General features: G+C 63.0%; 19 protein-coding genes, 1 tRNA gene and 1 riboswitch. Of the genes, 12 read left to right on the top strand and 8 right to left on the bottom strand.

Going from position 1 to position 25,459, the window contains the following annotated elements; translation table 11 throughout:
* The first annotated feature begins 133 nt into the window (after positions 1 to 133).
* Positions 134 to 883, top strand: coding sequence for a response regulator (locus MPZ60_RS00685; RefSeq protein ID WP_370545698.1), 750 nt, complete (start codon positions 134 to 136; stop codon positions 881 to 883).
* On the top strand, positions 868 to 2,040 hold the full coding sequence (locus MPZ60_RS00680; protein WP_034351326.1) for a cell wall metabolism sensor histidine kinase WalK: 1,173 nt from the start codon (positions 868 to 870) through the stop codon (positions 2,038 to 2,040). Before MPZ60_RS00685 ends, MPZ60_RS00680 begins: the two co-directional genes overlap by 16 nt.
* On the opposite strand, the gene MPZ60_RS00675 is transcribed toward MPZ60_RS00680, so the two are convergent.
* Together MPZ60_RS00675 and MPZ60_RS00670 are read right to left on the bottom strand one after the other, a co-directional pair.
* Entirely contained in the window at positions 2,015 to 3,571 is a 1,557-nt protein-coding gene (locus tag MPZ60_RS00675; protein ID WP_034351576.1) for a DUF3482 domain-containing protein, read from the bottom strand. The two genes, MPZ60_RS00680 and MPZ60_RS00675, sit on opposite strands and share 26 nt — an antisense overlap.
* Before the next feature lie 2 nt (positions 3,572 to 3,573).
* On the bottom strand, positions 3,574 to 5,022 hold the full coding sequence (locus MPZ60_RS00670; protein ID WP_034351325.1) for a DUF2868 domain-containing protein: 1,449 nt from the start codon (positions 5,020 to 5,022) through the stop codon (positions 3,574 to 3,576).
* 187 nt (positions 5,023 to 5,209) lie between these two features.
* On the opposite strand from MPZ60_RS00670, the gene trpB reads away from it, so the two are divergent.
* Together trpB and MPZ60_RS00660 are read left to right on the top strand one after the other, a co-directional pair.
* Positions 5,210 to 6,412 (top strand): tryptophan synthase subunit beta, encoded by a 1,203-nt coding sequence (gene trpB, locus MPZ60_RS00665; RefSeq protein WP_034351324.1) that lies wholly within the window; start codon positions 5,210 to 5,212, stop codon positions 6,410 to 6,412.
* Positions 6,413 to 6,532: 120 nt separating this feature from the next.
* On the top strand, positions 6,533 to 7,909 hold the full coding sequence (locus MPZ60_RS00660) for a glycerophosphodiester phosphodiesterase family protein (protein WP_242608122.1): 1,377 nt from the start codon (positions 6,533 to 6,535) through the stop codon (positions 7,907 to 7,909).
* Positions 7,910 to 7,975: 66 nt separating this feature from the next.
* Here MPZ60_RS00660 and MPZ60_RS00655 read toward each other — a convergent pair whose 3' ends face one another.
* Both MPZ60_RS00655 and MPZ60_RS00650 read right to left on the bottom strand, forming a co-directional pair.
* On the bottom strand, positions 7,976 to 8,296 hold the full coding sequence (locus tag MPZ60_RS00655; protein ID WP_034351323.1) for a hypothetical protein: 321 nt from the start codon (positions 8,294 to 8,296) through the stop codon (positions 7,976 to 7,978).
* A gap of 26 nt (positions 8,297 to 8,322) precedes the next feature.
* Positions 8,323 to 9,555, bottom strand: a complete 1,233-nt coding sequence (locus MPZ60_RS00650) for an ammonium transporter (protein ID WP_034351322.1) — start codon at positions 9,553 to 9,555, stop codon at positions 8,323 to 8,325.
* Positions 9,556 to 9,764: 209 nt separating this feature from the next.
* Here MPZ60_RS00650 and cls point away from each other — a divergent pair, with 209 nt between their 5' ends.
* The 3 genes from cls (at position 9,765) to MPZ60_RS00635 (ending at position 13,493) form a co-directional block, all read left to right on the top strand.
* Positions 9,765 to 11,207: a cardiolipin synthase gene (gene cls, locus MPZ60_RS00645; RefSeq protein WP_034351321.1), complete on the top strand. Its 1,443-nt coding sequence runs from the start codon at positions 9,765 to 9,767 to the stop codon at positions 11,205 to 11,207.
* A 244-nt stretch (positions 11,208 to 11,451) separates the two neighbouring features.
* A complete protein-coding gene (locus MPZ60_RS00640) occupies positions 11,452 to 12,792 on the top strand; it encodes a C4-dicarboxylate transporter DctA (RefSeq protein ID WP_003069580.1) in 1,341 nt (446 codons plus the stop codon).
* Positions 12,793 to 12,800: 8 nt separating this feature from the next.
* Positions 12,801 to 13,493 (top strand): GntR family transcriptional regulator, encoded by a 693-nt coding sequence (locus MPZ60_RS00635; RefSeq protein WP_034351319.1) that lies wholly within the window; start codon positions 12,801 to 12,803, stop codon positions 13,491 to 13,493.
* Between the two features lie 75 nt (positions 13,494 to 13,568).
* Here the strand turns inward: MPZ60_RS00635 and metH are convergent, their stop codons facing one another.
* A complete protein-coding gene (gene metH, locus MPZ60_RS00630) occupies positions 13,569 to 16,328 on the bottom strand; it encodes a methionine synthase (RefSeq protein ID WP_072248246.1) in 2,760 nt (919 codons plus the stop codon).
* Positions 16,329 to 16,364: 36 nt separating this feature from the next.
* A riboswitch (S-adenosyl-L-homocysteine riboswitch) is annotated at positions 16,365 to 16,474 on the bottom strand.
* A gap of 417 nt (positions 16,475 to 16,891) precedes the next feature.
* Here metH and gltS point away from each other — a divergent pair.
* A complete protein-coding gene (gltS, locus tag MPZ60_RS00625; RefSeq protein ID WP_034351315.1) occupies positions 16,892 to 18,130 on the top strand; it encodes a sodium/glutamate symporter in 1,239 nt (412 codons plus the stop codon).
* A 109-nt stretch (positions 18,131 to 18,239) separates the two neighbouring features.
* Here gltS and MPZ60_RS00620 read toward each other — a convergent pair whose 3' ends face one another.
* Complete coding sequence (locus MPZ60_RS00620; RefSeq protein ID WP_003069587.1) at positions 18,240 to 18,743, bottom strand: PACE efflux transporter; 504 nt, start codon at positions 18,741 to 18,743, stop codon at positions 18,240 to 18,242.
* Positions 18,744 to 18,836: 93 nt separating this feature from the next.
* Here MPZ60_RS00620 and MPZ60_RS00615 point away from each other — a divergent pair, with 93 nt between their 5' ends.
* Together MPZ60_RS00615 and MPZ60_RS00610 are read left to right on the top strand one after the other, a co-directional pair.
* Positions 18,837 to 19,748 (top strand): LysR family transcriptional regulator, encoded by a 912-nt coding sequence (locus MPZ60_RS00615; RefSeq protein ID WP_034351314.1) that lies wholly within the window; start codon positions 18,837 to 18,839, stop codon positions 19,746 to 19,748.
* 126 nt (positions 19,749 to 19,874) lie between these two features.
* Positions 19,875 to 20,984: a PPK2 family polyphosphate kinase gene (locus MPZ60_RS00610; RefSeq protein WP_187771841.1), complete on the top strand. Its 1,110-nt coding sequence runs from the start codon at positions 19,875 to 19,877 to the stop codon at positions 20,982 to 20,984.
* Between the two features lie 154 nt (positions 20,985 to 21,138).
* On the opposite strand, the gene MPZ60_RS00605 is transcribed toward MPZ60_RS00610, so the two are convergent.
* Complete coding sequence (locus MPZ60_RS00605) at positions 21,139 to 22,062, bottom strand: fumarylacetoacetate hydrolase family protein (RefSeq protein ID WP_034351313.1); 924 nt, start codon at positions 22,060 to 22,062, stop codon at positions 21,139 to 21,141.
* Between the two features lie 209 nt (positions 22,063 to 22,271).
* Here MPZ60_RS00605 and MPZ60_RS00600 point away from each other — a divergent pair, with 209 nt between their 5' ends.
* The gene (locus MPZ60_RS00600) at positions 22,272 to 23,579 is read left to right on the top strand and encodes a Glu/Leu/Phe/Val dehydrogenase (RefSeq protein ID WP_034351570.1); all 1,308 of its coding nucleotides are present in this window, start codon (positions 22,272 to 22,274) and stop codon (positions 23,577 to 23,579) included.
* Positions 23,580 to 23,744: 165 nt separating this feature from the next.
* Here MPZ60_RS00600 and MPZ60_RS00595 read toward each other — a convergent pair.
* Positions 23,745 to 23,821: transfer RNA gene (locus MPZ60_RS00595), tRNA-Met, on the bottom strand.
* A gap of 181 nt (positions 23,822 to 24,002) precedes the next feature.
* Between MPZ60_RS00595 and radA the strand changes: the two genes are divergently transcribed.
* Positions 24,003 to 25,388, top strand: a complete 1,386-nt coding sequence (gene radA, locus MPZ60_RS00590; protein WP_034351311.1) for a DNA repair protein RadA — start codon at positions 24,003 to 24,005, stop codon at positions 25,386 to 25,388.
* The last annotated feature ends 71 nt before the right edge of the window (positions 25,389 to 25,459 follow it).

Raw genomic sequence — 25,459 nt, 5'->3', positions numbered from 1 at the left:
TCGCCATTGAACGGCAGCAAGCTTTCGCCAGATTGCAGGGTTTATGTAGGAATTATGGAGAGCCTCCGCCATTCGGCTATTGCAGCGGCAACGCACATAATGTGCAGATAACAAGTTTCAGGGAGTCCAGCAGATGCATGACTTTGCTGCACACAAAACCATGACTACTTTTGCTCAACCTGCTTCCACGCCCATGGTGCTTGTAGTCGAAGACGAACCCGGAATTGCCGGCGTTCTCAGCGCCTATCTGGAGCGCGACGGCCTGCGCATTCGCATGGCGCAAGATGGCGAGGAAGCCCTGCAGAGCTTTCGCCAGTTGCGCCCGGACCTGGTGCTGCTAGACATTCATCTGCCCAAGGTCGATGGAGTGGATGTGCTGCGCATGATTCGCAATGACAGCGATGTCCCCGTCATCATGGTGACGGCCCTGGCAGACGATGTGGACAAGCTGCTGGCACTGCGCCTGGGGGCGGACGACTATGTGGTCAAGCCTTTCAACCCTCCCGAGGTGGTGGCCCGGGTGCGTGCCGTGCTGCGCCGTACCCAGGCCAAGCCTGCGCCGGTGGCCGCTCCCATTCGCGTCGGCCCCATAGAGATCGACGTGGAAGCCCATAGTGCAGCCGTCTATGACGATGCAGGCCAGGCCGTGCCTCTGGCGCTGACGCTCACGGAGTTCCGTCTGCTGGCCTGCCTGGCGGCCCAGCCACGCCGCTGCTTTTCACGTGCCTACCTGATTGAGAACTGCCTGCCGGAAAGCGATGCGCTGGAGCGGGTGATCGACTCCCACCTATCCAAACTGCGCCGCAAGCTGCAACTGGCCGGCCAGGACGGGCTGATCGAGACCGTGCGCGGTATTGGCTATCGTCTATGGCCCTGGGACTGAACCGCATCTGGGTCCGCTTTGGTCTGTGGATCACGGCCGCCGTGCTGCTGGCCATTGCCTCTTTGGCCATTGGCGTGCTGGCGTTTTCCGAGCTGCAGTACCGCGAGTTCTACCGCCACCTGCCAAGCCCCGTCAAAACCGAGCTGGAGGCGCTGAAGTCCCAGGATCTGGAAGACAGCCCCAGAGCCCTGCAGATCTACTCCGAGTACTGGGAAGGCGACCGCCTGTTTGGCGAGAAATGGTCGCTGGTCATCGGCCTGGCTGTCAGCCTGCCTTTCGGCATGACCGTGGGCTTCTGGATTTCGCGACGCATCACCAGTCCGCTGGCCTCCATGGTGGAAGTGGCTGCGCGCGTGGAGCGTGGCGATCTGGCCTCCAGAGCCGTCAAGGGCAATGCCCATGGCGAGATGGCCGAAATGATCGATGCCTTCAACGGCATGGTTGATTCGCTGGAGACGCTGGAAGCAGAGCGTCTGGCCACGGCCGCCTCCATCTCCCACGAGCTGCGCACCCCATTGACGGTGCTGCAGGCAAGACTGCATGCGATCTGCGACGGCGTCATCGACTCCAGCCAAGCCGAGATGAAGACGCTGCTGGCTCAGGTCGAGCATCTGGGACGGCTGGTCGGCGATCTGCACACCCTTTCCATGGCCGACGCCGGACAGCTGTCTCTGCGCAAGGAACGCATAGACCTCGCCGCACTGGTCGGTGATGTCGTCGAGGACTTGCACCCGCAGCTGCAGAAGCTGGACATGGCCCTGTCACTGGATCTGCCCATGCAGGACGGCGATGGCAGCACCGACATCAAGGCCGACACCGATCGCTTGCGCCAGATCACCACCAACCTCATCAGCAACGTGCTGCGCCATGCCAGCAGCGGCCACTGGCTGAGCATCCGGGTGCATGCGAGCTCCGACCACCAGAACCAGTCATGGGTGATCCTGGAAGTGGGCGATGCGGGGCCCGGCCTTGCTGACGAAGTTCAGGCCCATCCGTTCCAGCGCTTTGTTCAGGCCCCAGGAAAGCGCCGCCGGGAAGGCTCTGGCCTGGGCCTGTCCATCGTCAAGGCTCTGGTGACCTCGCAGGGCGGCACCGTCAGCACGGGCATATCCGAGCGTGGCGGCGCGCTTTTTACCGTGCGCTTTCCCCGTCTCTGACACCGCACTCTGCATTCAGTCCCGGATAGAGGTCGGCCATGATCTGCTGCAGGCTTTGCGAGAGCAGCTCCACCATGGCGACTCTCTGCGCATCGGCAGCCGCTCCTGCGGCATGTGCTTCGCGCAGCTGCGCCCAGAGTGCTGTCCATTGCGCGGCATGCGTCTGCACCGAGCCCTGGGCCAGCTCACTCCATTGACTGGGCGCCGCAGGGCTGGTGTAGCGACCGCGACCACGGCCGAAATGCGAGATCAGCAGGTACTTGAGCAATACCTGACCAGCTGCTGCGTTCAGATAGTCGGTCGAGAGTTGAAAGCTCTGCTGCTCCTGGTCGAACATCTTGTTCGCTCCCCAGGCCGCACCGCCAAAGGTGAGGGCCCCCAGCAGCGCCCCCACCAGGGCACCGGCACCCAACGTCAAACCTCCTGCCATCAGATCGGCCCCCAGTCCTGTGGCTGCGCCGGCAGTCAACGCGCCCCACAAGCTGGCCGCCTGCGCATCGACCGGCGTGGTGATCTGAAGCTGGCTGCGCAACTGCTCCTGTATCTGACTGGCCGCCTGACCGTCGAGTCCATGAATCTCGAGCAAGCGCTGGGTGGCCTGCACATCGGCCTGACGCAAAGCCTGCATCAGCCGCTGAACGGCTGCCCTGGCCTGGGCTCCGAGCCGCTCTTCACCTTCTGCCGATTTACCCAATTTGGCGGTGAGCTGGCTCAGGCTTTGCCAGGCACGCGCCAGCAATTTGCCTTGCTCGGGATCGAGCTTTTCATGCAGACCTGCCGCAGCTATCAGCTGATCCGCCATGACCCCCAGGCTCGCCTGCTCGCGCTGCTGCTGCAGCAAAGCTCGCTGCTCCAGCAGGCGCTGATAGGCAGACTGTTTGGACTGAGGCAACAAAGGCGCAATGCTTTGCATCATCTTGCGCTCATGCCACCAGCTGCGCGTGAAGGCATCCAGCACCAGCACATCGCGCACCACGCTTTGAAAGCTCTGCGTCGCCTGCTGCCAGCGCCGCAAATCTTCCTGTGTCTGCTCTGCCGTGGTGTCGCTGCCAATCTGGTTGAGAAGCACGATGACCGGCTTGTTCATCCAGGCCAGAATGTTCATCTCGGCGCTCCAGTAGCCTGCATCGGCCGGGTCTTCGGCCGCGTTGACGAGGTAGAGCATCACATCCGCATGATCGCGCGCAGCGAGCAAGGCACGCTGACTCAGATAGAAAGGCCTGTCGCGCCAGCGATCCCAGACATTGCTGAGAAACCAGCCCAGCGGATTGCCCTGCTGCCGTAGGCGTTCATAAAGCCGCACCGAGTCGCCGAAGCCCGGCGTATCCCAAAGCCACAGCTCATCGCCCTGCTGCGTTTTCTGAAGCAGATAGCGCTGTGACTGAGTGGTCACATGTGCGGCATCGTCAATCTCGCCGACATCGTCGGCCATCAGCGTACGGGTCAGCGTGGTCTTGCCGATATTGGTGTGCGACAAAAGACACCACTGAATGCTGCTGTCAATCGGAACCAGCTCGTTGCTCTCACTCATCATCACACTCCTGCGCCGGGCACCAGGGTCGCGTTCAGACCCGCGCCGCGCACAAATTCCCGCCACAGCTGCTCGCGCTCCTGCACTCGCGCCGGGGCACCGCTGTTGCGCGCACGAAAGTCCGCCGCCCATAGCCACACATCGGTATGCGCACCCCAGCGGTTCAATACCTGCGCCAGCAGCACGCCATGGATTTCCGCCTCGGGCGTAGCGGCCAGATTGAGCAGCAGCACCTGCTGTGCGTCAACAGCCGAAACGTCCGGCAAGGGCGATCCATAGGCCAGCACGGGCAGCAACGCAAGCTGCGCACCAGCGCCGTAGCTCTGCGCCACATGGCTGCGCATGACGGCTTCGCGCTCGGGCGTGATGTCCAGGCTGTAGGGCTGCACCAGCAGCGCCGTTGCACGCCCCGCCCAGTCACGCTGCAGCTTCTGGAAATAGGGCTGCTGCAGCGGCAATGCCAGATGCTGGCTCAACCACCAGACCCTGGCACCTTGCCACAGCGCCAGCAGCAGACGCGGTGCCACCACCATCAATCCCAGCAACCAGCTGTAGAGCTGCACCCAGCGCGGCCCCGCCTCTGCGGCATCACCGGCCGACCAGCCCTGCAGTGCCTGGATCTGCGCCAGACTCCACGGTGCCTGGCCCAGCAGATGCTGCACCGGCGCAAACAGCATGTTCAGACAGGTCTGCACGGCAGACGGCGAGAGGAAAGTGCTCTCCCACCCCACTTGATAAGCCTTGGTAAGGCCGGTGAGCCATAGCGATGCCAGCGCACCCAGTGCCAGCATTGCCGCACCCAGATGCAGACACACAAGCCATTGCGCACGGCGCGGTCTCTGGTTGACCTGCCACCAGTTGCGCTCGAAGTTCAGCGCCATCTTGCGCAGCCCCGTGCCGCGCGAAACACTCCACCTTTTCGTCTGCAGCTTTTGCAGCCAGCCACCGGGCGCAGCCACGGGCCGCTGTGCCGCAGCGCCCTGATCTGGCTCAGGCTCCAGCGGTGCAATCACTGTTTGCCTGCGCCGAACAAGACTGCGCAGCCAGGACAGCAGCAACAGCACATAGACCAGCAAGTTCCACAGCACGATGCCGATCAGGGAGGCGGAGAGCAGATCCACACGATGCGGGTCCGTGATCGCATGACCCGCAAAGCCCAGCGCAAATGCCGCTGTCATCACGGCCAGCACCAACCAGCGTGAAATACCGGCGTGCTGCCGGGCCACGGCGCGTATGTCGGCAGGCAGCTGCGCTGCAGCAATCACGCGTTGTGCCCGCTCATGCAGAAAACTCTCGAACGCTGCACGGCCGCCGCCCTTGGCCTTGCCCTGGGCGTGCAGGCACTCCTGCGTGATGGCCGTGCAACGCTCGGTCGTGGGCAGCGCCTCGTGCGGAGCTGCGGTTTCCAGGGCATGGGCAAAGACAATATCGCGGGCTGAGCTGGCTTTCATGCCGCTATTGTGTTTCAGAGCAGGGGCAGGTTGCCTGCCAATATCAAAACAATAGCTGTCAGCGCTTTCATCTTGAGGGCTGCGTTCATTTCTGTACTGATTCCATCCGGACTTGCCTGCAAGCGACTTGAGCCCGCCGTGTGCTATGAATGCAGCTTTGCTGCACCACACACCAAGGAGACAAGCCATGACCCAGAACCCCCAGGCCATGCCCGATGCGCAAGGCTTCTTCGGCCCCTACGGCGGCCAGCTCGTGCCGCCCGAGCTCAAGCGATGCATGGACGAGATTGCCGCGGCCTACGAGGAGATCGTCAAACGCAAGGACTTCCAGGACGAGCTGGCCGCGCTGTTTGCCGACTATGTGGGCCGGCCCAGCCCCATCTTTCACGCCAGGCGCCTGTCCGATCAACTGGGCGGCGCACAGATCCATCTCAAGCGTGAGGATCTGAATCACACGGGGGCTCACAAGATCAACCACTGCCTGGGCGAGGCACTGCTGGCCAAGTTCATGGGCAAGAAAAAAGTCATTGCCGAGACCGGTGCCGGCCAGCATGGCGTGGCCCTGGCCACGGCCTGTGCGCTGGTGGGCATTCCCTGCGAGATTCACATGGGCCAGGTGGATATCGAGAAGGAGCACCCCAACGTCACCAAGATGCGCATCCTGGGCTGCAATCTGGTGCCCGTCACGCGTGGCGCAGCCACGCTGAAGGAGGCCGTGGACAGCGCCTTCGAGGTCTATCTGCAAGACCCCGTCAACACCATTTACGCCATCGGCTCGGTGGTCGGCCCCCACCCCTTTCCCATGATGGTGCGGGACTTCCAGTCCATCGTCGGTCGTGAGGCACGCGAACAGTTCCAGACCCGGCACGGCAAGCTGCCCGACCATGTGGCCGCCTGCGTGGGCGGGGGCAGCAATGCTATGGGCATCTTCACGGCCTTCCTGGGTGACGAGTCCGTGCATCTGGTGGGCGTGGAACCTGCCGGTGAGGGCGTGGACAAGCCCGGCCGCCATGCCGCCACGCTGTCGGTTGGCAAGCCCGGCGAGATTCACGGCATGAAGTGCTATGTGCTGGAGAACGCCGACGGCACGCCGGCCGCCGTGCACAGCATTGCCTCGGGCCTGGACTACCCCGGCGTGGGTCCGCAGCACAGCTATCTCAAGGATATAGGCCGCGTGGACTACCAGTCCGTGGACGACAAGGAATGCCTGAATGCCTTCATGACGCTGTCGCGTGTGGAGGGCATCATCCCGGCGCTGGAAAGTGCGCACGCCGTGGCCTGGGCCATGCGCGAAGCGCCGGGGCTCGGCAAGGACCAGCATATTCTGGTCAACCTATCGGGTCGCGGCGACAAGGATGCCGATTACGTCGCCAGGAAGCTGGGACTGTAACTGCCGCATCCCGCACAGGGCAGCCGCCCCGGCAGCCCTGTGCTTCGGAGCGTGAAATGCTCTGAGGGCACGGTCACACAACCGTCATCAACAACCGCAAGCATGAGGCGATCTCCATCCATGCCTGAAACCATGTCCCATACCCGCCACCCCGTCTTTGCTCTGACCTTGCTTGCCGCCCTTGCCCTGAGCGCCTGTGGCGGCGGAGATGGCCCGACGCCGGCACCTGCGCCGCAGTTTCTGACGCTGGACGGCAAGCAGCCCCAGGTCATCGCCCACCGCGGCTATTCGGGGCTGTACCCAGAGCAGACACAGATGGCGTATGAGAAAGCCATTGATGCCGGTGCCGACATGATCGAGTTGGACATGCACATGACGCGTGACTGCCAGCTGGTGGCTCGCCACAACGCCTGGCTCAGCGACAGCACCAATATCGCCGAGGTCGCCAAGATCAATGCCTATGTGGCGGGCCGCAAGCGCAACACGCCCGGGGTATGGGTCGATGTGAAATACCCCGCGACACCCGACAACGGGCCGGCCCGCTATCTGAGCGACCGTATCGATCCCAACAACCAGAAATCCGTGCTTCAGGCCCTGGTCGTTGATGGCGAGGACCACACCGGCGACTGGTCGATCTCGGACTTCAGCCTGCATGAGTTGCGCACCCTGCTGGGCGGCACCACGCTGGACAACCGCGCCGATCGCCCCACGGAATGGAACGGCAAGCTGCCACTGATCAGCGCACAGGATGTGATCGATATCGCCGTGGCCAAGGGCAAGGCGGCAGGCCGCACGATTGCCGTCTACGCCGAGACCAAGAACCCTTACTGGAACAACCAGCAGGCCATCGCCAACAGCTGCGGCACGGGCGATCACCCGTTCGAAGATGCCGTGATGGCGCTGCTGGAAAAAAACCGGCTCAACACCAAGGATGCGCCCATCTACATCCAGAGCTTCGACCCTGACAGCCTGAAGTATCTGCGCAAGGCGGGCATGCGGGCCAAAGGGGTGCAGCTGATCGATGGCAACGACTACAACTTCAGGGACGGCTCCGTAGGCTATATCACTGCCGACGAATGGACCTTCATCAGCGGCCGCCCCTATAGCTGGACTCTGGCCGGCGATGCGCGCAGCTTCGCGGTCATGCAGACGCCGGCAGGCCTGGCCGAGATCAAGACCTATGCCGACGGCATCGGCCCCTGGAAACCCCAGGTGCTGGCCCATTCCGTCGCTCCCTACAAGGACGGCGCAGGCCTCAAGGACGTCAACACGCTCAAGGACACCGGCCTGATCGCCAACGCGCACAAGGCAGGGCTGGTGGTGCACAGCTTTACCTTCCGCAGTGAGGCCAGCCGCCTGGCTGGCATCTTCAAGGGTGACCCTGCTCAGGAATACCTCGCTTACTACCGCCTGGGCATTGATGGCGTATTCACCGATTTCACTGCTGCTGGCGTCAAGGCTCGCGAAGCCTATATCGCCGAGCTGAAAAAGCCATAGGCCAGGCTCGTAGCCAGCATCGGCCTGAGCGCCGGGGCCGTCCCGGCCTCAGGACCTGCTTGTGCCTCAGCGCAGCCCGCCGATATAGCGTGCCGAGGTGCGCAGTATCTCGGCGGCCTTGGCGGTGACGGAGCTGTCGCTCTGCGCAGTCTCGGCAGGCGCTGCATGCCGGGGCTTGTCGCCGCTCCAGCTGTCCTGCAGACGCCGGGCCAGGCGCGTCAGCTCCTCGTCCTGTTGCTCTCGTGCATGCTCCAGCGCAAAAGCCACCATGGCCTGTGCATAGGCCTGGTTACAGGCCATCCATTCGGTATCGGTCACCCGGCCCGTCCTGCGCCGCAGCACCACATGCAGATGTGCGGCCACCGCCACTCGCTCGCTGTCCTCCATACACCGCTCCTGTCTTTGATGGATCACTAGTGCTGACGCTCCAGATGCAGACTGATATCCAGGCCCTCCATTTCCTGCACGGCATCCACACGCAAAGGCATCAGCAGACGGATCAGCACCAGCACCCCGGCCGTGGCTGCGCCGCTGTAGGCAGCCACCGCGGCCACGGCAATCAACTGGTTCATCACCGTGGCGCCTGTGCCCGCAATCAGGGGGTCGGCAAACACCGCCGTGAGGATGGAGCCCGCAATGCCGCCCACGCCATGCACGCCGAACACATCGAGCGAGTCATCGGCCCCGAGACGGCGCTTGAGCCAGGTTGCGCCCCAGAAGCAGACGGCGCCCGCAATCAGGCCTATCCACACCGCACTGCCCACCTGCACAAAGCCCGCAGCCGGTGTGATGGCCACCAGTCCGCCCACCATGCCCGAGAGCAGGCCCAGCAAGGTCGGAGCACCGCGAACCAGCCACTCCACCACCATCCATGCCAGACCGGCAGCCGCTGCCGCCACGAGAGTGACCACAAAGGCCAGCGCTGCACGCCCGTCGGCAGACAGGGCCGATCCCGCGTTGAAGCCGAACCAGCCGAACAGCAGCAGCGCCGTGCCCATGGCCGTCCAGCCCAGGCTGTGCGGCTCGAATGGCTCGGTTCCATAGCCGCGCCTGCGCCCCATCATGAAGGCACAGACCAGTGCCGCCACGCCCGCATTCACATGCACCACGGCACCGCCGGCAAAGTCCAGTGCGCCGAGCTGGTTCAGCCAGCCCCCGCTCTCCCACACCCAGTGGGCCACCGGCGCATAGACCACCACGCTCCACAGCGCGGCAAACACCAGCAGGGCCGCAAAGCGCATGCGCTCTACCACGGCCCCCACGATCAGCGAGGTGGTGATGATGGCGAATGCGGCCTGGAACAGGGCATAGGCCGCCTCGGGCAGATGCGGTGCCAGATGGCTGACCGAGATCATGCTGCGCCGGCCATCGAAGTGCAGCGAGGCAAACCAGGCTCGTCCCAGATTGCCAAGCCAGGCAGACTCGGCGGTGAACGCGAGCGAGTAGCCCAGGCCGAACCAGGTCAGGGTCACCACGCAGGCCACCGCAAACACGGCCACCATGGTGTTGACCACATTCTTGCGCCGCACCAGCCCCGCATAGAACAGGGCAATGCCCGGCAAGGTCATCAGCAAGACCAGCGCCGACGCGACCATGACCCAACCGGTATCTGCCTTGTCGATGGCAGTCAATGGCACCATTTCCATGCACTCCCCCCTGCTTGTTTGCTTTGACAAAAAAAGGAAGCAGGTTCCATGCCAGTGCCATGTCGATCTGTCGATGCTTCATGATGGATAGCAGCATGCGTTGACCCATCAAGGTCTTTGCGCCTGTTTCATGAGAATCACGACGGGCAGCTTGTGCTCAGGCCTGAGCCCGTTATGCTCGACAAGGTCCATCGTTGCTGCACTGATTCATGACCTGGCTGCTGCTGACTCTTCATGTATTGCTGATTGCCGGCTTCGGCCTGCGCATTCTGCTGCGCAGAGACATGCGGCCCGATGTGCGGCTGGCCTGGCTCATGGTCATCGTGCTGCTGCCCTATGTGAGCTGCCTGCTGTACTACCTGTTTGGGGAAGTGGCCCTGGGCCGTGTACCAGGCCGCAGAAGGCTCAATGTGCGCGAGTTCTGTCAGACCCGGGGCAGCGCCCTTGCGACCGCCCCCGGCCCCACGCCGCAGGCACGGCCCGCCATTCCCGATCAATGGCTGCCGGCCTTCCGCTATGCCTCGTCCATCAACGGCTTTGTACCGCTGCCCGGCCACAGGGCCGAGCTCATGCGCGATGGCGCGCATGCCCGTGCGCAGATGCTGGCCGACATGGATGCCGCGCACCACGAGATCAATGTGCTGTACTACATCTGGCTGGACGACAGCACCGGCACCGATGTGGCCCATGCCCTGATGCGTGCCGCGCAGCGCGGCGTGACCTGCCGGGCCATGGTCGACGGTCTGGGCTCGCGCGCACTGACGCGCTCGCCACTGTGGCAGCAGATGCGGCAGGTCGGCGTGCACCTGGCGATTGCCCTGCCCATCAGCAATCTGCTCAAAGTCATGCTGACCAGCCGCATCGACCTGCGCAACCACCGCAAGATCACGCTCATAGACGGCAGGATCAACTATTGCGGCAGCCAGAACTGCGCCGACGAAGGCTTTCGCATCAAGGCTCGCTATGCCCCCTGGGTGGACATCATGCTGCGCCTGCAGGGTCCGGTGGTCATGCAGATGCAGCAGGCTTTTGCCAGCGACTGGGCGCAGTCCGATGCGAGCCTTGCACCACCGACAATCGAGGCCGGCGCTGCCGCTGACGACGGCTTCCATGCCGTTGCGATTGCCGAAGGGCCTACAGAAAGGGCACGTTCTACACCCCAGCTGGTTGCCAGCCTGCTGGCCTGTGCGCAGCGCGAGGTCGTGATCTCCACCCCCTACTTCGTGCCCGACAGCACGGTGCTAGATGCCTTGTGCGCCGCCGCGCTGCGCCAGGTGCAGGTCACACTGATCCTGCCCGCCCGCAATGACTCATGGATAGTCGGTGCCGTCAGCCGCAGCCATTACTGGCGGCTGCTGAGCGCCGGCGTCCACATCCACGAATTCCGCCCTGGCCTGCTGCATGCCAAGACCCTCTGCCTGGACGGATCGGTCAGCCTGATCGGCTCCACAAATCTGGATCTGCGCAGCTTTGACCTGAACTTCGAAAACAATGTATTGCTGCACGACGAAGCCATTACCGAGGCCATCCGTCAGCGCCAGCAAAGCTATCTCCGCGATTCCGATGTGGTGACGCTGGCACAGGTGCATTCGGCTCCCTGGTGGAAGCGCATCTGGGACAATCTGCTGGGCGCCCTGAGCCCGCTGCTGTAAGCACCATGCCCTGGCTTTGGGCATGCCCAAAGCCCGCGCACCACGCGCGTGCACACTGGTGACCCACTCGCACCAAGGCGGAACGCCCTTTTATTTCATACGTGAAAGTCAGGGCTGATCCTCCCCTAATTTACACAAATCTGCAGGAATACCCTCTGCTGGCACGCCTTTCGCTTGCCTACATTCTTGTATGCAAGTTGCAGACAACTTGCATACAAGATTCCACAACTTGCGAAAGACGACTATGCGCCGCTTTGTCAGATCACTGTTCGGACAGGTGGTGATCGCACTCATACTGGGTGTGCTCGCCGGACTACTGGCCCCTGAATGGGCCGTGAAACTCAAACCCCTGGGCGATGGCTTCATCAAGCTCATCAAGATGATCATCCCCATACTGGTGTTCTGCGTTGTCGTGCACGGCATTGCCGGTGCAGGCGACCTCAAGCGCGTAGGCCGCGTGGGCGTCAAGGCTCTGATCTATTTCGAGGTTCTGACCACCATCGCCCTGGGTATGGGCCTGGTGCTTGCCTTTGTCTTCGAGCCCGGCGTGGGCATGAACGTGGACACCAGCAAGCTCGACGCCTCGGCCATGGCGGCCTATGCCAGCAATGCCGACAAGCTGACCAGCGGCGGCACGGTGGACTTTCTCATGAAGCTCATTCCCACCACCGTGGTGGAAGCCTTCGCCAAAGGCGACGTGCTGCAGGTGCTGCTGTTCGCCGTGCTGTTCGGCTGCGCGCTGACCATGCTGGGTGAGCGCGGCAAGCCCGTCTCCGCGCTGGTGGACGCCTTGTCCATGGCTCTGTTCAAGGTCATGGGCATCATCATCAAGCTGGCACCTCTGGGCGTGCTGGGCGCTATCGCCTTCACCGTGGGCCAGTACGGCATAGGCTCGCTCAAGCAGCTGGGCATGCTGGTGGCGCTGTTCTACGTCTCGGTGCTGATCTTCGTGTTCGTGGTGCTGGGTCTGGTGATGCGCCTGTCAGGCTTCAGCCTGATCAAGCTGCTGCGCTATCTGCGCGAGGAGCTGACCATCGTCTTCGCGACAACCTCCTCCGACAGCGTGCTGCCCCAGATCATGGCCAAGCTGCGCAATATGGGTGTGCGCGACTCCACCGTGGGCCTGGTGATTCCCACCGGCTACTCGTTCAACCTGGACGCGTTTTCCATCTACATCACACTGGCTGCGGTCTTCATCGCCCAGGCCACCAACACCCCGATCAGCATGTCCGACCTGCTGACCATTCTGGCCATCGCGCTGGTGACCTCCAAGGGCGCACACGGCGTACCAGGCTCGGCCATCGTGGTGCTGGCCGCCACCCTGCATGCCATTCCCGCCATCCCTGCGATCGGCCTGGTGCTGGTGCTGTCGGTGGACTGGTTCATGGGTATTGCACGCGCCCTGGGCAATCTGATCGGCAACTGCGTGGCCACCGTGGCGATTGCTGCCTGGGAGGGAGACATCGACCGCGAACGTGCCCATGCGGTACTTGACGGCAAGGCCGAGCCACTGACCGAAGAAGAAGACCATGCATCTGCTATCGTGCCGCCTGTCGTAGTCCCCATCCCTCACTCCAGCCACTGAACCAAGCAATGACTCCTGCCTCTCCACAGCACATCGCGGAACGCGTCGTCGAAGCCATCCTGGCCCAGAAACTGGCACCCGGGGAGCGGCTGGGAGAGCAGGAGCTTGCCAACAATTTCGACGTCAGCCGCACCGTGGTGCGCGAAGCGCTGATGCAACTGCAGGCTCGCGGCTTCGTCCAGGTCCAGGCCCGCAGGGGCTGGTACGTGGTCCAGCCCTCGGCTGCCGAGGCCATGGATGCATTCTCTGCACGGCGAATCATCGAGACCGGCATATTGCAGGAAGCCGGCAAGCCGCTGCAGCGCGTCATCACCAGACTGCGCCGCCATATCGCCCAGGAGCAGAAAGCCATCGCCGGGGCGGACAGCGCCACGCGTGCCTTCCTGCTTGCGGATTTCCATGTCTGCCTGGCCGAACAGATGGGCCACAGGCTGCTGGCCGACACGCTGCGCGATCTGACGGCACGCACCACCCTGGCTGCCACGCTCTACCAATCCACGCACAGCGCCAGCCAGTCCTGCGCCGAGCACGAACGCATCGTGGCCGCCCTGGAACGCGGCGACACCGAGGGTGCCAAGGCGCTGCTGCTGGAACATATAGGCATGGTGGAACGCTCGCTGGAAATCCGTGCGACCGAGACCGAGGAGCCCGGCGGCCGATTGCGTGCCACGCTCGCCCCCGTGCTCAAGCAACGCCTCTGAGCAACGCTCTCCAAACCAAAAAGCCAGGGTCGACCCTGGCTTTTTTCATTTGCGAAGTGCGATCTCGAAGCTGGTTCAGCCCAGATTCGGCGCCAGATAGCGGCGCAGTTCCTCGACATCCATGCCACGTCGCTGAGCCATGTCGGCGAGCTGGTCTTCGCCGATCTGGCCCACGTTGAAGTAGCTGGCCTCGGGGTTGCCGATGTAGAAACCGCTCACGCTGGATGCCGGGTTCATGGCCAGGCTCTCGGTCAGCGTCATGCCGATTTCATCGGCCTGCAGCGCCTTGAACAGGTCGATCTTGGCCGTGTGATCGGGGCAGGCAGGGTAGCCGGGCGCGGGGCGAATGCCCTTGTAGGCTTCCTTGATGAGCTCCTCGTTGCTCAGGTTCTCGTCTTCGGCATAGCCCCACAGATCCTTGCGCACGCGCTGGTGCAGGCACTCGGCAAAGGCTTCGGCCAGGCGGTCGGCCAGGGCCTTGAACATGATGCCGCTGTAGTCGTCCAGCGCGGCTTCGAATTCCTTGTCCTTCTTCTCGGCGCCGATGCCGGCGGTCACGGCAAACAGGCCGGCATAGTCGGCAATGCCCGACTCCTTGGCGGCCACAAAATCTGCCAGGCAGCGGCTGGGGCGCATCACGGGCCGGCCATCCGGGCCGTCCACGGCCTGCTTTTCGGTCTGCTGGCGCATGCCGTACCAGGTGGTCAGCACCTGGCTGCGCGATTCGTCGGTGTAGAACACGATGTCGTCGCCCACGCGATTGGCTGGGAACAGGCCCATCACGCCATTGGCCTGCAGCCAGCGGCCGTCAATGATCTTCTGCAGCATGAGCTTGGCATCGGCCAACACCTTGCGCGCCTCCACGCCCACGACCTCATCGTCGAGGATGGCCGGGTAGGGACCCGCCAGATCCCAGGTCTGGAAGAACGGGCCCCAGTCGATGTACTGGGCAATTTCAGCCAGGTCGAAGTTCTTGAACACGCGGCGGCCCAGGGTGCGCGGCACCACAGGCGCATGGCCCACCACGGCGGCATTGGCTCTGGCCTGCTCCAGCGTCCACAGCGGCGTCTTCTTCTTGTTGGCATGCTGGGTGCGCACCTTGTCGTAGTCGGCGCTCAGCTCGTCCAGATAGGCCTGCTTGCCGTCGCCCAGCAGGCTCTGCGCCACGCTGACCGAGCGCGAGGCATCGGGCACATAGACCACAGGGCCGTCGTACTTGGGGGCAATCTTCACGGCCGTATGCACGCGCGAGCAGGTCGCGCCGCCGATCAGCAGCGGAATCTTCTTGATGCGGAAATAGTCGTCCTTGTCCATCTCGCCGGCCACATACTGCATCTCTTCGAGGCTGGGAGTGATCAGTCCCGACAGACCGATGATGTCCGCCCCCTCGGCCTTGGCACGCGCCAGGATCTCGTGGCAGGGCACCATCACGCCCATGTTGATGACTTCGAAGTTGTTGCACTGCAGGACCACGGTGACGATGTTCTTGCCGATGTCGTGCACGTCGCCCTTGACGGTTGCGATGACGATCTTGCCCTTGCTGGTCACGTCCAGGCCCGCCGCTTCCTGCTGGCGCTTCTCTTCCTCGATATAGGGCACCAGGTGGGCCACGGCCTGCTTCATCACGCGCGCGGACTTGACCACCTGGGGCAGGAACATCTTGCCGGCGCCGAACAGGTCGCCGACGATATTCATGCCATCCATCAGCGGGCCCTCGATCACGTGCAGCGGGCGACCGCCGCCCTGCACCACGATCTGCTGGTAGGCCTCTTCGGTGTCTTCAGTGATGAAGTCGGTGATGCCGTGCACCAAGGCGTGCGACAGACGCTCGCCCACGGTCTTCGGTGCCTCGGGCGTGCCGCGCCACTCGAGCTTCTTGCTGTCGTCCTTGGCCGCGCCCTTGGCGCTGTCGGCGATCTCGAGCAGGCGCTCGGCCGCATCGGGGCGGCGGTTGAGCACCACATCCTCCACGCGTTCGCGCAGCTGGGGCTCCAGGTCGTCATACACACCGACCATGCCGGCATTGACGATGCCCATGTCCATGCCTGCCCCGATCGCGTGATAGAGGAACACCGTGTGGATGGCCTCGCGCACGGGGTCGTTGCCACGGAACGAGAACGAGACATTGGAGACGCCGCCAGAGACCTTGGCACCGGGCAGATTCTGCTTGATCCAGCGTACGGCCTCGATGAAATCGACGCCGTAGTTGTTGTGCTCTTCGATGCCGGTGGCCACGGCAAAGATGTTGGGGTCGAAGATGATGTCCTCGGGCGGGAAGCCCACTTCGTCAACCAGAATGCGGTAGGCTCGTTCGCAGATCTCGATCTTGCGCGCAAAGGTGTCGGCCTGGCCTTTTTCGTCAAACGCCATCACCACGGCGGCAGCGCCATAGCGCTTGACCAGCTTGGCGTGCTTCTTGAACTCCTCGACGCCCTCCTTCATGGAGATCGAGTTGACGATGCCCTTGCCCTGCAGGCAGCGCAGACCGGCCTCGATCACGTCCCACTTGGAGCTGTCCACCATCACCGGCACCTTGGCGATATCGGGCTCGGAGGCAATCAGGTTCAGAAAGCGCACCATGGCGGCCTTGCTGTCCAGCATGGCCTCGTCCATGTTCACATCGATCACCTGGGCGCCGTTTTCCACCTGCTGGCGCGCCACGGCCAGAGCCTCTTCGTACTGCTCGTTGAGGATCAGGCGCGCAAAGGCCTTGGAGCCGGTGACGTTGGTGCGCTCGCCCACGTTGACGAACAGCGTCTCATCGCCGATGAAGACGGGCTCCAGGCCCGACAGGCGCATGGGAGGAATGGCAGTGGAAGGGGTAGCAGCGGACATCAGCTCACCTGTGTGAAAACCAGAAACAGAATCGAAAACAGGTGAGCGCCGTTGTGAGTGCCAGCAGATCGTCGACCGGATCTGCGACCCCGAGCCTGACGGGTCAAACATCTCTGGGATGACCGGCTGCAGCGCTCCTCGGGGTGAAGCCCGTCATTCTACGGCGAGGGCGGGCAATCGGGGCTTCAAGGCGCTTTGCCCCGCGGCTGTGCAGGATAGCTCTTTGCGAACAGCTATAGCAGATTCGACTTTCCGCACCCCAAAAACAGGAGCAGGGCAAAAGGTAATTTCGCAAAACACGAATGCAACCATCTCATTTCAAGCATATTCCCGGCATGGTGCGCATCCGCAAGGAATGGCGCACATCGCTTTCCTGCTCTCAGGCAGCCCGGCACCGACGGGGCCGCCTGCCATGAGTGGACAAGCACCTACAGCCCCTATCTTTGAGTCTTTGGCACCATCGACAGCAAATGTCTGGTCCATGTGCTCAGCCGTGCACAGCCGATTGCCAGCCATGACCAGGCAGGCCATTCAGCCCTCGCATGGAACACCCAGGAGATCCTATGAACGTGACCTTCGGCGCGTACTACACCCTCATCATGGCCGTGCTTGTGCTCATGCTTGGCAAGCTCATGACAAGGCATATCCGCTTTCTGCGCGACTTCAATATTCCCGAGCCTGTCTCCGGCGGCCTGGTTGTGGCGGCCATCATTTTCATGCTGCATCAGACCACGGGACTGGCACTGAGCTTCGAGGGCAGTCTGCAGTCGGCTTTCATGCTGGTGTTCTTCTCGTCCATCGGCCTGAGTGCGAACTTCGCGAAGCTGCGTGAGGGCGGCTCTGCGCTGTTCATCTTCCTGGGCGTGATTGCCGTCTTCATCATGATGCAGAACATCGTGGGCGTAAGCCTGGCCACCGTGCTGGGACTGGACCCGTTGATCGGCCTGGTCGCAGGCTCCATCACACTGGTAGGCGGTCACGGTACGGCCGGAGCCTGGGGCTCGGTGCTGGAAAACCAATACGGTCTCACGGGAGCCACCACCCTGGGCATTGCCTGCGCCACTTTCGGCCTGGTCATCGGCGGCCTGCTGGGTGGACCGCTGGCCAAGCGGCTGATCACGCGCCATCAGCTGGCCCAGCCGCTGACCGAGTCCGAGCAACTGCGCGCCGATGCTCCCACGGTGAGCGAAGGCAGCGAGGTCGCCAACTTCGAGTCACCCAACAAGGCCCCGCGCCTGATCACGGCTGATGCTGCAGTGGAAACACTGGCCCTCTTCGCTGGCTGCCTGGCCTTTGCCGAATTCATGACCGGCCTGACCAAGGGCACGGCCATCCAGCTGCCTACTTTTGTCTGGGCGCTGGGGGGCGGTGTGGTCATCCGCAACGTGCTGGACTATATGTTCGGCTTCAAGGTGTTTGACCGCGCCATCGATGTCTTCGGCAATGCCGCGCTATCCATCTATCTGGCTATTGCCCTGCTGTCGCTCAAGCTGTGGGAGTTGACCGACCTGGCCGGCCCGTTGATGGTCATCTTGGCCGCACAAGCCATCGTCATGACGCTGTATGCGGCATTTGTGACCTTCCGCATCATGGGCAAGAACTATGACGCCGCCGTGCTGGCTGCCGGCCACTGCGGTTTCGGCATGGGCGCCACACCCACGGCCGTTGCCAATATGCAGGCCATCACCAACCAGTACGGCCCGTCGCACAAGGCCTTTCTGATCGTGCCCCTGGTCGGAGCCTTCTTCATCGACATCATCAACGCCTTTGTGCTGCAGGCCATGATCAGCATCGTTCGCTGATCGCAGCTTGCGCCCACAAAAAAGGCGTGTTCCTGTCAAACAGGAACACGCCTTTTTTCATAGCTATTCACGCTTTATGGAAAAGCGCCAGAGACATATCTGACTCCGGTCATGCAGCCACGGCCTGGGCCGAAGCCGGCAAGCCGAAGATGCGGTCAAAGGCCCAGTTGAAGGCAAAGGTGTAGACCATGAAGAACACCAGCAGACCGGCTTCCATCACTGCAGCTTCCCACAGCGAGATGCCGAACCACCAGGCCATCAGCGGGATCAGCATGGCGGCGATGCCGCCTTCGAAACCGATGGCGTGCACCACGCGGCGCATCAGGGAGCGGCCCTTGACGCTCTGGCGCGATTCCCATTTTTCGAACAGGTGGTTGAAGCTCAGATTCCAGCAGATCGCGATCACCGAAGCAGCCACGGCCATGACGCCGGAATCGCTGGCCTTCTGGCCGATGGCCATGAAGATCAGGCTGGAGACGATGATGGCAATGATTTCGTACAGACCCACATAGAGGATGCGACGTTTGGGACCTTGAAGGCCCTTGGCCTTGGCGGGGGTGGCAAAAGCGGCGGTATTTTTGAGAGAAACGGCAGAGGAAGAAGCGGATGCCATCGCTGAGGCTTGTTGAGACATGGGCTGCAGTGTATGTTCTATAAATTGAAGATAAAAGTCAGTTCCTTTCAATTTTTCTGACAGATCGACACCATGCCCTTTAGCGCCGACCAGGTTCCGCTGTTTCTTGCCGTGCTCGATGCCGGCTCTTTCTCAGCGGCTGCACGCAAGCTGGGGCGTGTGCCCTCGGCCGTCAGCATGGCCATTGCCCAGCTGGAGGCAGAGCTGGACCTGCAGCTGTTTGACCGCAGCGGACGCGAGCCCGTGCCCAGCGCCGCCGCCCGCGCGCTCGAGCCGCAGGCGCGCCTGCTGGCCGAGCAGTTGCAGTTGCTGAACTGGCAGGCTCAGGCACTGCATGCCGGGCTGGAGGAAAGGCTGACGCTGGCCATCGCCCCCGAACTGCTGGCCACGCACTGGAGCGAACCGCTGAACCGGCTGGTGCGCGAGTTTCCTGCGCTGCCCATTGAGGTGCTGGCAGCTCCCCAGGCAGATGCGCTGGAGCTTTTGCATGCGGGCCGCGCCCATCTGGCCCTGGTGTTCGAGCGGCCCGCCATTGACGGGCGCGAGGGTTTCCAGGAAATGGGCCGCGAGACGCTGGTAGCCGTGATGTCGCCGCAGTTCGAACTCTGGCAGCAGGCGCTGGCCGAGCATGAGCAGGGCCGCACCACACGGCCACAGCTCACGGTGGAGCAACTGGCTGCCACGCGTCAGGTACTGGTGGCCAGCCGCGACCCGCAGCAGACAGATCCGCGCTTTGTGTTTGCGCGACAGCTCTGGCGCACGGACAGCCACCAGGCAGCGCTTTCGCTGATAAGTGCAGGCCTGGCCTGGGGCTGGCTGCCCAAGGGCCTGGTGGAGTCGCATATCGGCAGCGGTGCGCTGATGGAAATTCCCGTGCTCAACATCAGCAACGGCACGACCTTGTTCGTGGACTGGGTCTGGTCCAAGGAGCGGGCCCAGGGTCTGGCGGCCAGGCGCTTTGTGCAACTGCTGCGCGAGCGCTGAACCGCCATGGGCTGGCCTCCAACATCTGGTCTTGAAGACAAAAAAGCTTAAGGAGCAGAATGTACAAGCGCCAGCCGCTAGTCATTCCATAGCGAATCAATTTGCACTGCACAGGAGTTTCAATACATGCCCCGTCAGCCCGCCAAAGCCGCCCCCGCTACCTCGTCTGCCGTGCAGGCCGAATCCGATCGCCAGCCAGCGCGCAAGCGCCTGCCGTTTCCGACCAGTGAATCGGTACAGGCCTCCAAGGCAGCCATGCCATCGCCCTCCCGGCCTGTGCCGCGCAAAAAGCCTGCCGCCAAAACCGTGAGCCGGACCGCTGCGCCCACGGCAAAAGCGCCCGCCTTGTCCTTGGTCTATCCTTTCGAGACCAAGGACAAGGCGCTGCGCAAGCTATGGCAGCCCTGGCAACCGGGCCAGCCACGGGACAGTCGTTCGACCACCGGACACCCTCGGCCCGCAGTGGAGTTGCAGAAGTTCGACCCGTCCGCCAAGCCCTTCTCCTCCGACAAGGGCAAGCAATATGACAAGGACAGCGTGAACCAGCTGGCCGAGGCTCTGGACGGGCTGCAGAATATTTTCTATGCCGACCGGCGTTTCAAGCTGCTGGTCATCCTGCAGGGCATGGATGCCGCAGGCAAGGACGGTACGCTGCGCGCGGTCTTCGGTCGCATGTCGCCACTGGGCGTGCGCACCGTGGGCTGGAAGGCGCCCACCGAAACCGAGAAGGCGCATGACTACCTGTGGCGCATTCACCAGCAGTTGCCAGGTGCGGGCGAGATCGTGCTCTTCAACCGCAGCCAGTATGAGGATGTGCTGGTGCCTGTGGTCAACGGCTGGCTCACGCCCGAGCAGCAGACCCAGCGCTATGCACAGATCAACGACTTCGAGCGCATGCTCAGCGAGACCGGCACGGTGATCGTCAAGTTCATGCTGCACATCAGCAAGGACGAACAGCGCGAGCGGCTGCAGCAGCGGCTGGACGACCCCTGCAAGCACTGGAAGTTCGACGAGAACGACCTCAAGGTACGCGCCCAGTGGGACGACTATCAGCAGGCCTACGGCCAGCTGCTGGGCGCCACGCACACACCCTGGGCACCCTGGACCATCGTGCCCGCCGACTCCAAGACCCACCGCAATCTGATGGTGGCCACGGTGTTGCGCGAGGTGATGGGCAATCTGGAGCTCAAGTATCCGCCCGGGGCACCGGCGCTGGATCACATCAAGGTCCGGTGACGCACACAGCTGCCGCCGCCATCAGAGCTCGCACATCGCTCTCAAAAAAAGAGCTATTAGCGTTTGTGTTCAATGATTTTCAGATTGAAAAATATCTGAAGTCATTCATCAAAAGGCGCTAGCAGCTCCTGTTTTTGAAAACTACCGGGACAGATCAGAACTGCCAGCCCAGTGCGCCCAGGCCGTCGAACTCCATCTCGAAGCGATCGCCGGCTTGAAGCGGCATGCAGCCGCACCAGGTTCCCGTCGTCACCACTGTGCCGGCAGGCACGCTGCCGTATTCGCGCGCCACATGCTGCAGCCAGTCCACCAGCAGCCAGGCCGGATCGCCCAGGCTGTGCGTTCCGGTAAAGCGCTGTGGCGGGCCGTCATTCACGGTCACCGTGCACAGCTGCCGGGCCCAGTCGCGGCCGGCGATGACGGAAGCGCTCTGCCACTCGCCCAGCGCCAGTCCGCCATGGCATTGGCCGTCGGCCAGCAAGGCCAGGGCCGGGGCCTTGAGGCCGTCGCGCCAGCGCACATCCACCCATTCCACGGCCACGCAGGCGGCATCCACCAGCGCCAGCGCGCTGTCGTAATCAAGGGCTGCGGCCTGATCGGCGCTCACATCCAGGCCTATGCGCAGGGCGATCTCGGCCTCGGCACAGCGCAGATTGAAGACGGTGTCGGGCGCAGGCACCGGATTCACACCCTGGCGAATGCCGTCCTCGGGCAGCGGCACATGCAGCAGCGCGGCGTTGCGGCCCGGGCCGCCGGACTTCCAGTAGCGCGGCGCGCGATCGGCGGGCCACCAGTTCCAGGTACGCGCCAGCGCGCTTTGCACGGCACGGGCATCGGCGGCATCGCGCATCAGCGCCGCCACGTCGGCGCCCTGGGCCTGAGCCGTGCCCAGTTTGCGCGACCACCACAGCGCATCGGCCGTGGCATAGCTGTCCTCGGGCAATTCGGGCCACAACGTCTTCCAGTCGGGCAGCACCTCGTCCTGCGTCTGCAACTCGGGAGCCAGACCTATGGGCGGGGTATTGGCAAACGGTGCCGGGCCGCACCAGCCGCTTTTGCAATCATTGTTTTCAGACATGACGGCAATGATGGCAAATTTCCGGTCTCCATGTCAGCAATTCAGTGCTTGGCCCACATCCAGAGCGGCTTTCAGATGGTTATGCACAAAATGCATAGCATCGCAAACAAGAAGCCTTGGACAGGAAAATTCGGCGCGCGCACACTGTGAATCCCGGACAGCAAGGGCTTACAACGACCTTGCTCCACTCAGTCAACCAGGCCTACATCATGCAAGCCAAAGACTCTTCAGCGCTGTCCACAGCGCATGCTCTGCCCTCCTACCTCAACTCCGATCATCTCGGTCCCTGGGGCATTTATCTGCAACAGGTCGACCGTGTCACCCCCTACCTGGGCTCGCTGGCCCGCTGGGTGGAAACGCTCAAGCGCCCCAAGCGCATCCTGATCGTCGATGTCCCCATCGAGATGGACGACGGCCGTATCGCCCACTTCGAGGGCTACCGCGTGCAGCACAACCTGAGCCGCGGTCCCGGCAAGGGCGGTGTGCGCTTCCACCAGGATGTGACGCTGTCTGAAGTGATGGCACTGTCGGCCTGGATGAGCATCAAGAATGCCGCCGTGAACGTGCCCTACGGTGGCGCCAAGGGCGGCATCCGTGTCGACCCGCGAAAGCTGTCCAAGGCCGAGCTGGAGCGCCTGACACGCCGCTATACCAGCGAAATCGGTCTGCTGATCGGCCCCACCAAGGACATTCCGGCACCTGACGTGAACACCAACGGCCAGGTCATGGCCTGGATGATGGACACCTACTCCATGAACACGGGCGCCACGGCCACCGGCGTGGTCACGGGCAAGCCCGTGGATCTGGGCGGTTCGCTGGGTCGCGTCGAGGCCACGGGCCGCGGCGTGTTCACCGTGGGCGTGGAAGCAGCCAAGCTCACCGGCCTGAATGTGCAGGGCGCACGCGTGGCCGTGCAGGGCTTCGGCAATGTGGGCGGCACTGCGGGCAAGCTGTTTGCCGATGCCGGTGCCAAGGTCGTGGCCGTGCAAGACCATACAGGCACCATTCAGAACGCCAATGGTCTGGATGTGACGGCATTGCTGGAGCATGTGGGCAATACCGGCGGCGTGGGTGGCTTTGCCGGTGGCGAGGCCATGGATGCAGCCGCCTTCTGGGGCGTGGATTGCGACATCCTGATCCCGGCGGCACTGGAAGGCCAGATCACCGAGGAAAACGCTGGCCAGATCAAGGCCAAGCTCGTGATCGAAGGTGCCAACGGCCCCACCACTCCTGAGGCCGACGACATCCTCAGCGAAAAAGGCGTGCTGGTTCTGCCCGACGTGATTGCGAATGCCGGCGGCGTGACCGTGAGCTACTTCGAGTGGGTGCAGGACTTCTCCAGCTTCTTCTGGACCGAAGACGAAATCAACGCCCGTCTGGTGCGCATCATGCAGGAAGCCTTTGCCGGCGTCTGGGCCGTGGCCCAGGAGCACAAGGTGACACTGCGCACCGCCACCTTCATCGTGGCCTGCAAGCGCATTCTCCATGCCCGCGAGGCGCGCGGCCTGTATCCATGATCTGCCTCTGAAGCGGCTTTGCCGCTTCCCCCCTCTCTGGCATCAACCGGAAGGGGGATACCGGCTTCGCCATCGGTCCGGCCCTAGCTTGCCGTCTCTTGGAGAGGGCAAGCGGCTTTGAGGCCCAAACGAAAAAAGCCTTCTGTTTCCAGAAGGCTTTTTGTTTGGTTGCGCGAGAAGGATTTGAACCTCCGACCTTTGGGTTATGAGCCCAACGAGCTACCAGACTGCTCCATCGCGCGGTAATTTGTTTCTCAACAGCAGTCGCTGTGTCGATAGGCGCAATTGTAGCCTAAATCGGCCTGTCATGCGGAGCAGTTATATAAACACGCGCTTTTTATGGTTACTGGCTCTGAGATTTGTCGCCAGCTCCCCATGGGCAGCAGCAATTGCCGCCCATGCCAGTCGGTATAGTTGCCGCCCATGGCCAAAGAGAAAACCACTTTCACCTGCAACGCCTGTGGCGGCACCAGCCCGCGCTGGCTGGGCAAATGCCCTGGCTGCGGCGCCTGGAACACCCTGGTCGAGACCGTGGCCGACTCCGCCTCGGGCGGCAAGAACCGCCTGAGCCAGCCCCAAGGCTATGCAGGTCTGGCCAATGCCCAGCCCGTCACTCCGCTGTCGGCCATCGAGGCCCAGGATGTGGCGCGCACCCCCAGCGGTATCGAGGAGCTGGACCGCGTGCTGGGCGGCGGCGTGGTCGAAGGCGGCGTGGTGCTGATTGGCGGAGATCCCGGAATAGGTAAGTCCACACTTCTTTTGCAAGCCATGGATGCATTGCATCGTATCGGTCTGCCCACGCTCTATGTGACGGGCGAGGAAAGCGGCGCCCAGGTGGCGCTGCGCTCGCGCCGGCTGGGGCTGGACAACAGCCAGGTCAATGTGCTGGCCGAGATCCAGCTCGAGAAAATCCTGGCCACCGTGGAGGCCACCCAGCCCGCCGTGGTGGTCATCGACTCGATTCAGACCGTGTATTCGGACCAGCTTTCCTCGGCACCGGGCTCCGTGGCCCAGGTGCGCGAGTGCGCGGCCCATCTGACGCGCGCGGCCAAGACCACGGGCATCACCATCATTTTGGTGGGCCATGTGACCAAGGACGGCGCGCTGGCCGGCCCGCGCGTGCTCGAGCACATGGTGGACACGGTGCTCTATTTCGAAGGCGACACGCACAGCAACTTCCGCCTGGTGCGCGCCATCAAGAACCGCTTTGGCGCCGTCAACGAGATCGGCGTCTTCGCGATGACAGAAAAAGGCCTCAAGGGCGTGACCAACCCCAGCGCCATCTTCCTGAGCCAGCACAGCGAGCCCGTGCCCGGCAGCTGCGTGCTGGTGACACTGGAGGGCACGCGCCCCATGCTGGTGGAAATCCAGGCCCTGGTGGACCAGGGCGGCCCGGCCGCGCGCCGCCTCTCCGTCGGCCTGGACCGCGACCGGCTGGCCATGCTGCTGGCCGTGCTCAACCGCCATGCGGGCGTGGCCTGCGCCGACCAGGATGTCTTCGTCAATGCAGTGGGCGGCGTGCGCATCAATGAGCCTGCAGCCGACCTGGCGGTGATGTTAGCAATCACTTCCAGCCTGCGTGGCAAGTCACTGCCCAAGGGCTTTATCGCGTTTGGCGAGGTCGGTCTGGCCGGCGAGGTGCGCCCCGCCCCTCGCGGTCAGGAGCGACTCAAGGAGGCGGCAAAGTTGGGATTCACTATCGCCGTAGTTCCCAAGGCCAATACCCCCAAGAAGCCCATCGCCGGCCTGACCATCCATGCCGTGGAGCGCGTTGATGAAGCCATCAACATCGTGCGCGGCATTGGCTGATGTATTTTGATAGCTGCCTGCGCTTGTGAATCATCGACATCAGGTAGTAAATAATCTGAAGTCGTTTCTCT

The sequence above is a fragment of the Comamonas sp. 7D-2 genome (genome assembly GCF_022749555.1).
Classification (GTDB): domain Bacteria; phylum Pseudomonadota; class Gammaproteobacteria; order Burkholderiales; family Burkholderiaceae_C; genus Comamonas; species Comamonas thiooxydans.
The sequence above is the reverse complement of the archived record's forward strand: the minus strand, read 5'-3'. Positions and strand labels throughout refer to the sequence as shown.

Excerpts from the sequence above, each read along its gene's own strand:
- MPZ60_RS00685 (WP_370545698.1), top strand. The coding sequence starts at position 134 with ATGCATGACTTTGCTGCACACAAAACCATGACTACTTTTGCTCAACCT.
- MPZ60_RS00680 (WP_034351326.1), top strand. The coding sequence starts at position 868 with ATGGCCCTGGGACTGAACCGCATCTGGGTCCGCTTTGGTCTGTGGATC.
- MPZ60_RS00675 (WP_034351576.1), bottom strand. The coding sequence starts at position 3,571 with ATGAGTGAGAGCAACGAGCTGGTTCCGATTGACAGCAGCATTCAGTGG.
- MPZ60_RS00670 (WP_034351325.1), bottom strand. The coding sequence starts at position 5,022 with ATGAAAGCCAGCTCAGCCCGCGATATTGTCTTTGCCCATGCCCTGGAA.
- trpB (WP_034351324.1), top strand. The coding sequence starts at position 5,210 with ATGACCCAGAACCCCCAGGCCATGCCCGATGCGCAAGGCTTCTTCGGC.
- MPZ60_RS00660 (WP_242608122.1), top strand. The coding sequence starts at position 6,533 with ATGCCTGAAACCATGTCCCATACCCGCCACCCCGTCTTTGCTCTGACC.
- MPZ60_RS00655 (WP_034351323.1), bottom strand. The coding sequence starts at position 8,296 with ATGGAGGACAGCGAGCGAGTGGCGGTGGCCGCACATCTGCATGTGGTG.
- MPZ60_RS00650 (WP_034351322.1), bottom strand. The coding sequence starts at position 9,555 with ATGGAAATGGTGCCATTGACTGCCATCGACAAGGCAGATACCGGTTGG.
- cls (WP_034351321.1), top strand. The coding sequence starts at position 9,765 with ATGACCTGGCTGCTGCTGACTCTTCATGTATTGCTGATTGCCGGCTTC.
- MPZ60_RS00640 (WP_003069580.1), top strand. The coding sequence starts at position 11,452 with ATGCGCCGCTTTGTCAGATCACTGTTCGGACAGGTGGTGATCGCACTC.
- MPZ60_RS00635 (WP_034351319.1), top strand. The coding sequence starts at position 12,801 with ATGACTCCTGCCTCTCCACAGCACATCGCGGAACGCGTCGTCGAAGCC.
- metH (WP_072248246.1), bottom strand. The coding sequence starts at position 16,328 with ATGTCCGCTGCTACCCCTTCCACTGCCATTCCTCCCATGCGCCTGTCG.
- gltS (WP_034351315.1), top strand. The coding sequence starts at position 16,892 with ATGAACGTGACCTTCGGCGCGTACTACACCCTCATCATGGCCGTGCTT.
- MPZ60_RS00620 (WP_003069587.1), bottom strand. The coding sequence starts at position 18,743 with ATGGCATCCGCTTCTTCCTCTGCCGTTTCTCTCAAAAATACCGCCGCT.
- MPZ60_RS00615 (WP_034351314.1), top strand. The coding sequence starts at position 18,837 with ATGCCCTTTAGCGCCGACCAGGTTCCGCTGTTTCTTGCCGTGCTCGAT.
- MPZ60_RS00610 (WP_187771841.1), top strand. The coding sequence starts at position 19,875 with ATGCCCCGTCAGCCCGCCAAAGCCGCCCCCGCTACCTCGTCTGCCGTG.
- MPZ60_RS00605 (WP_034351313.1), bottom strand. The coding sequence starts at position 22,062 with ATGTCTGAAAACAATGATTGCAAAAGCGGCTGGTGCGGCCCGGCACCG.
- MPZ60_RS00600 (WP_034351570.1), top strand. The coding sequence starts at position 22,272 with ATGCAAGCCAAAGACTCTTCAGCGCTGTCCACAGCGCATGCTCTGCCC.
- radA (WP_034351311.1), top strand. The coding sequence starts at position 24,003 with ATGGCCAAAGAGAAAACCACTTTCACCTGCAACGCCTGTGGCGGCACC.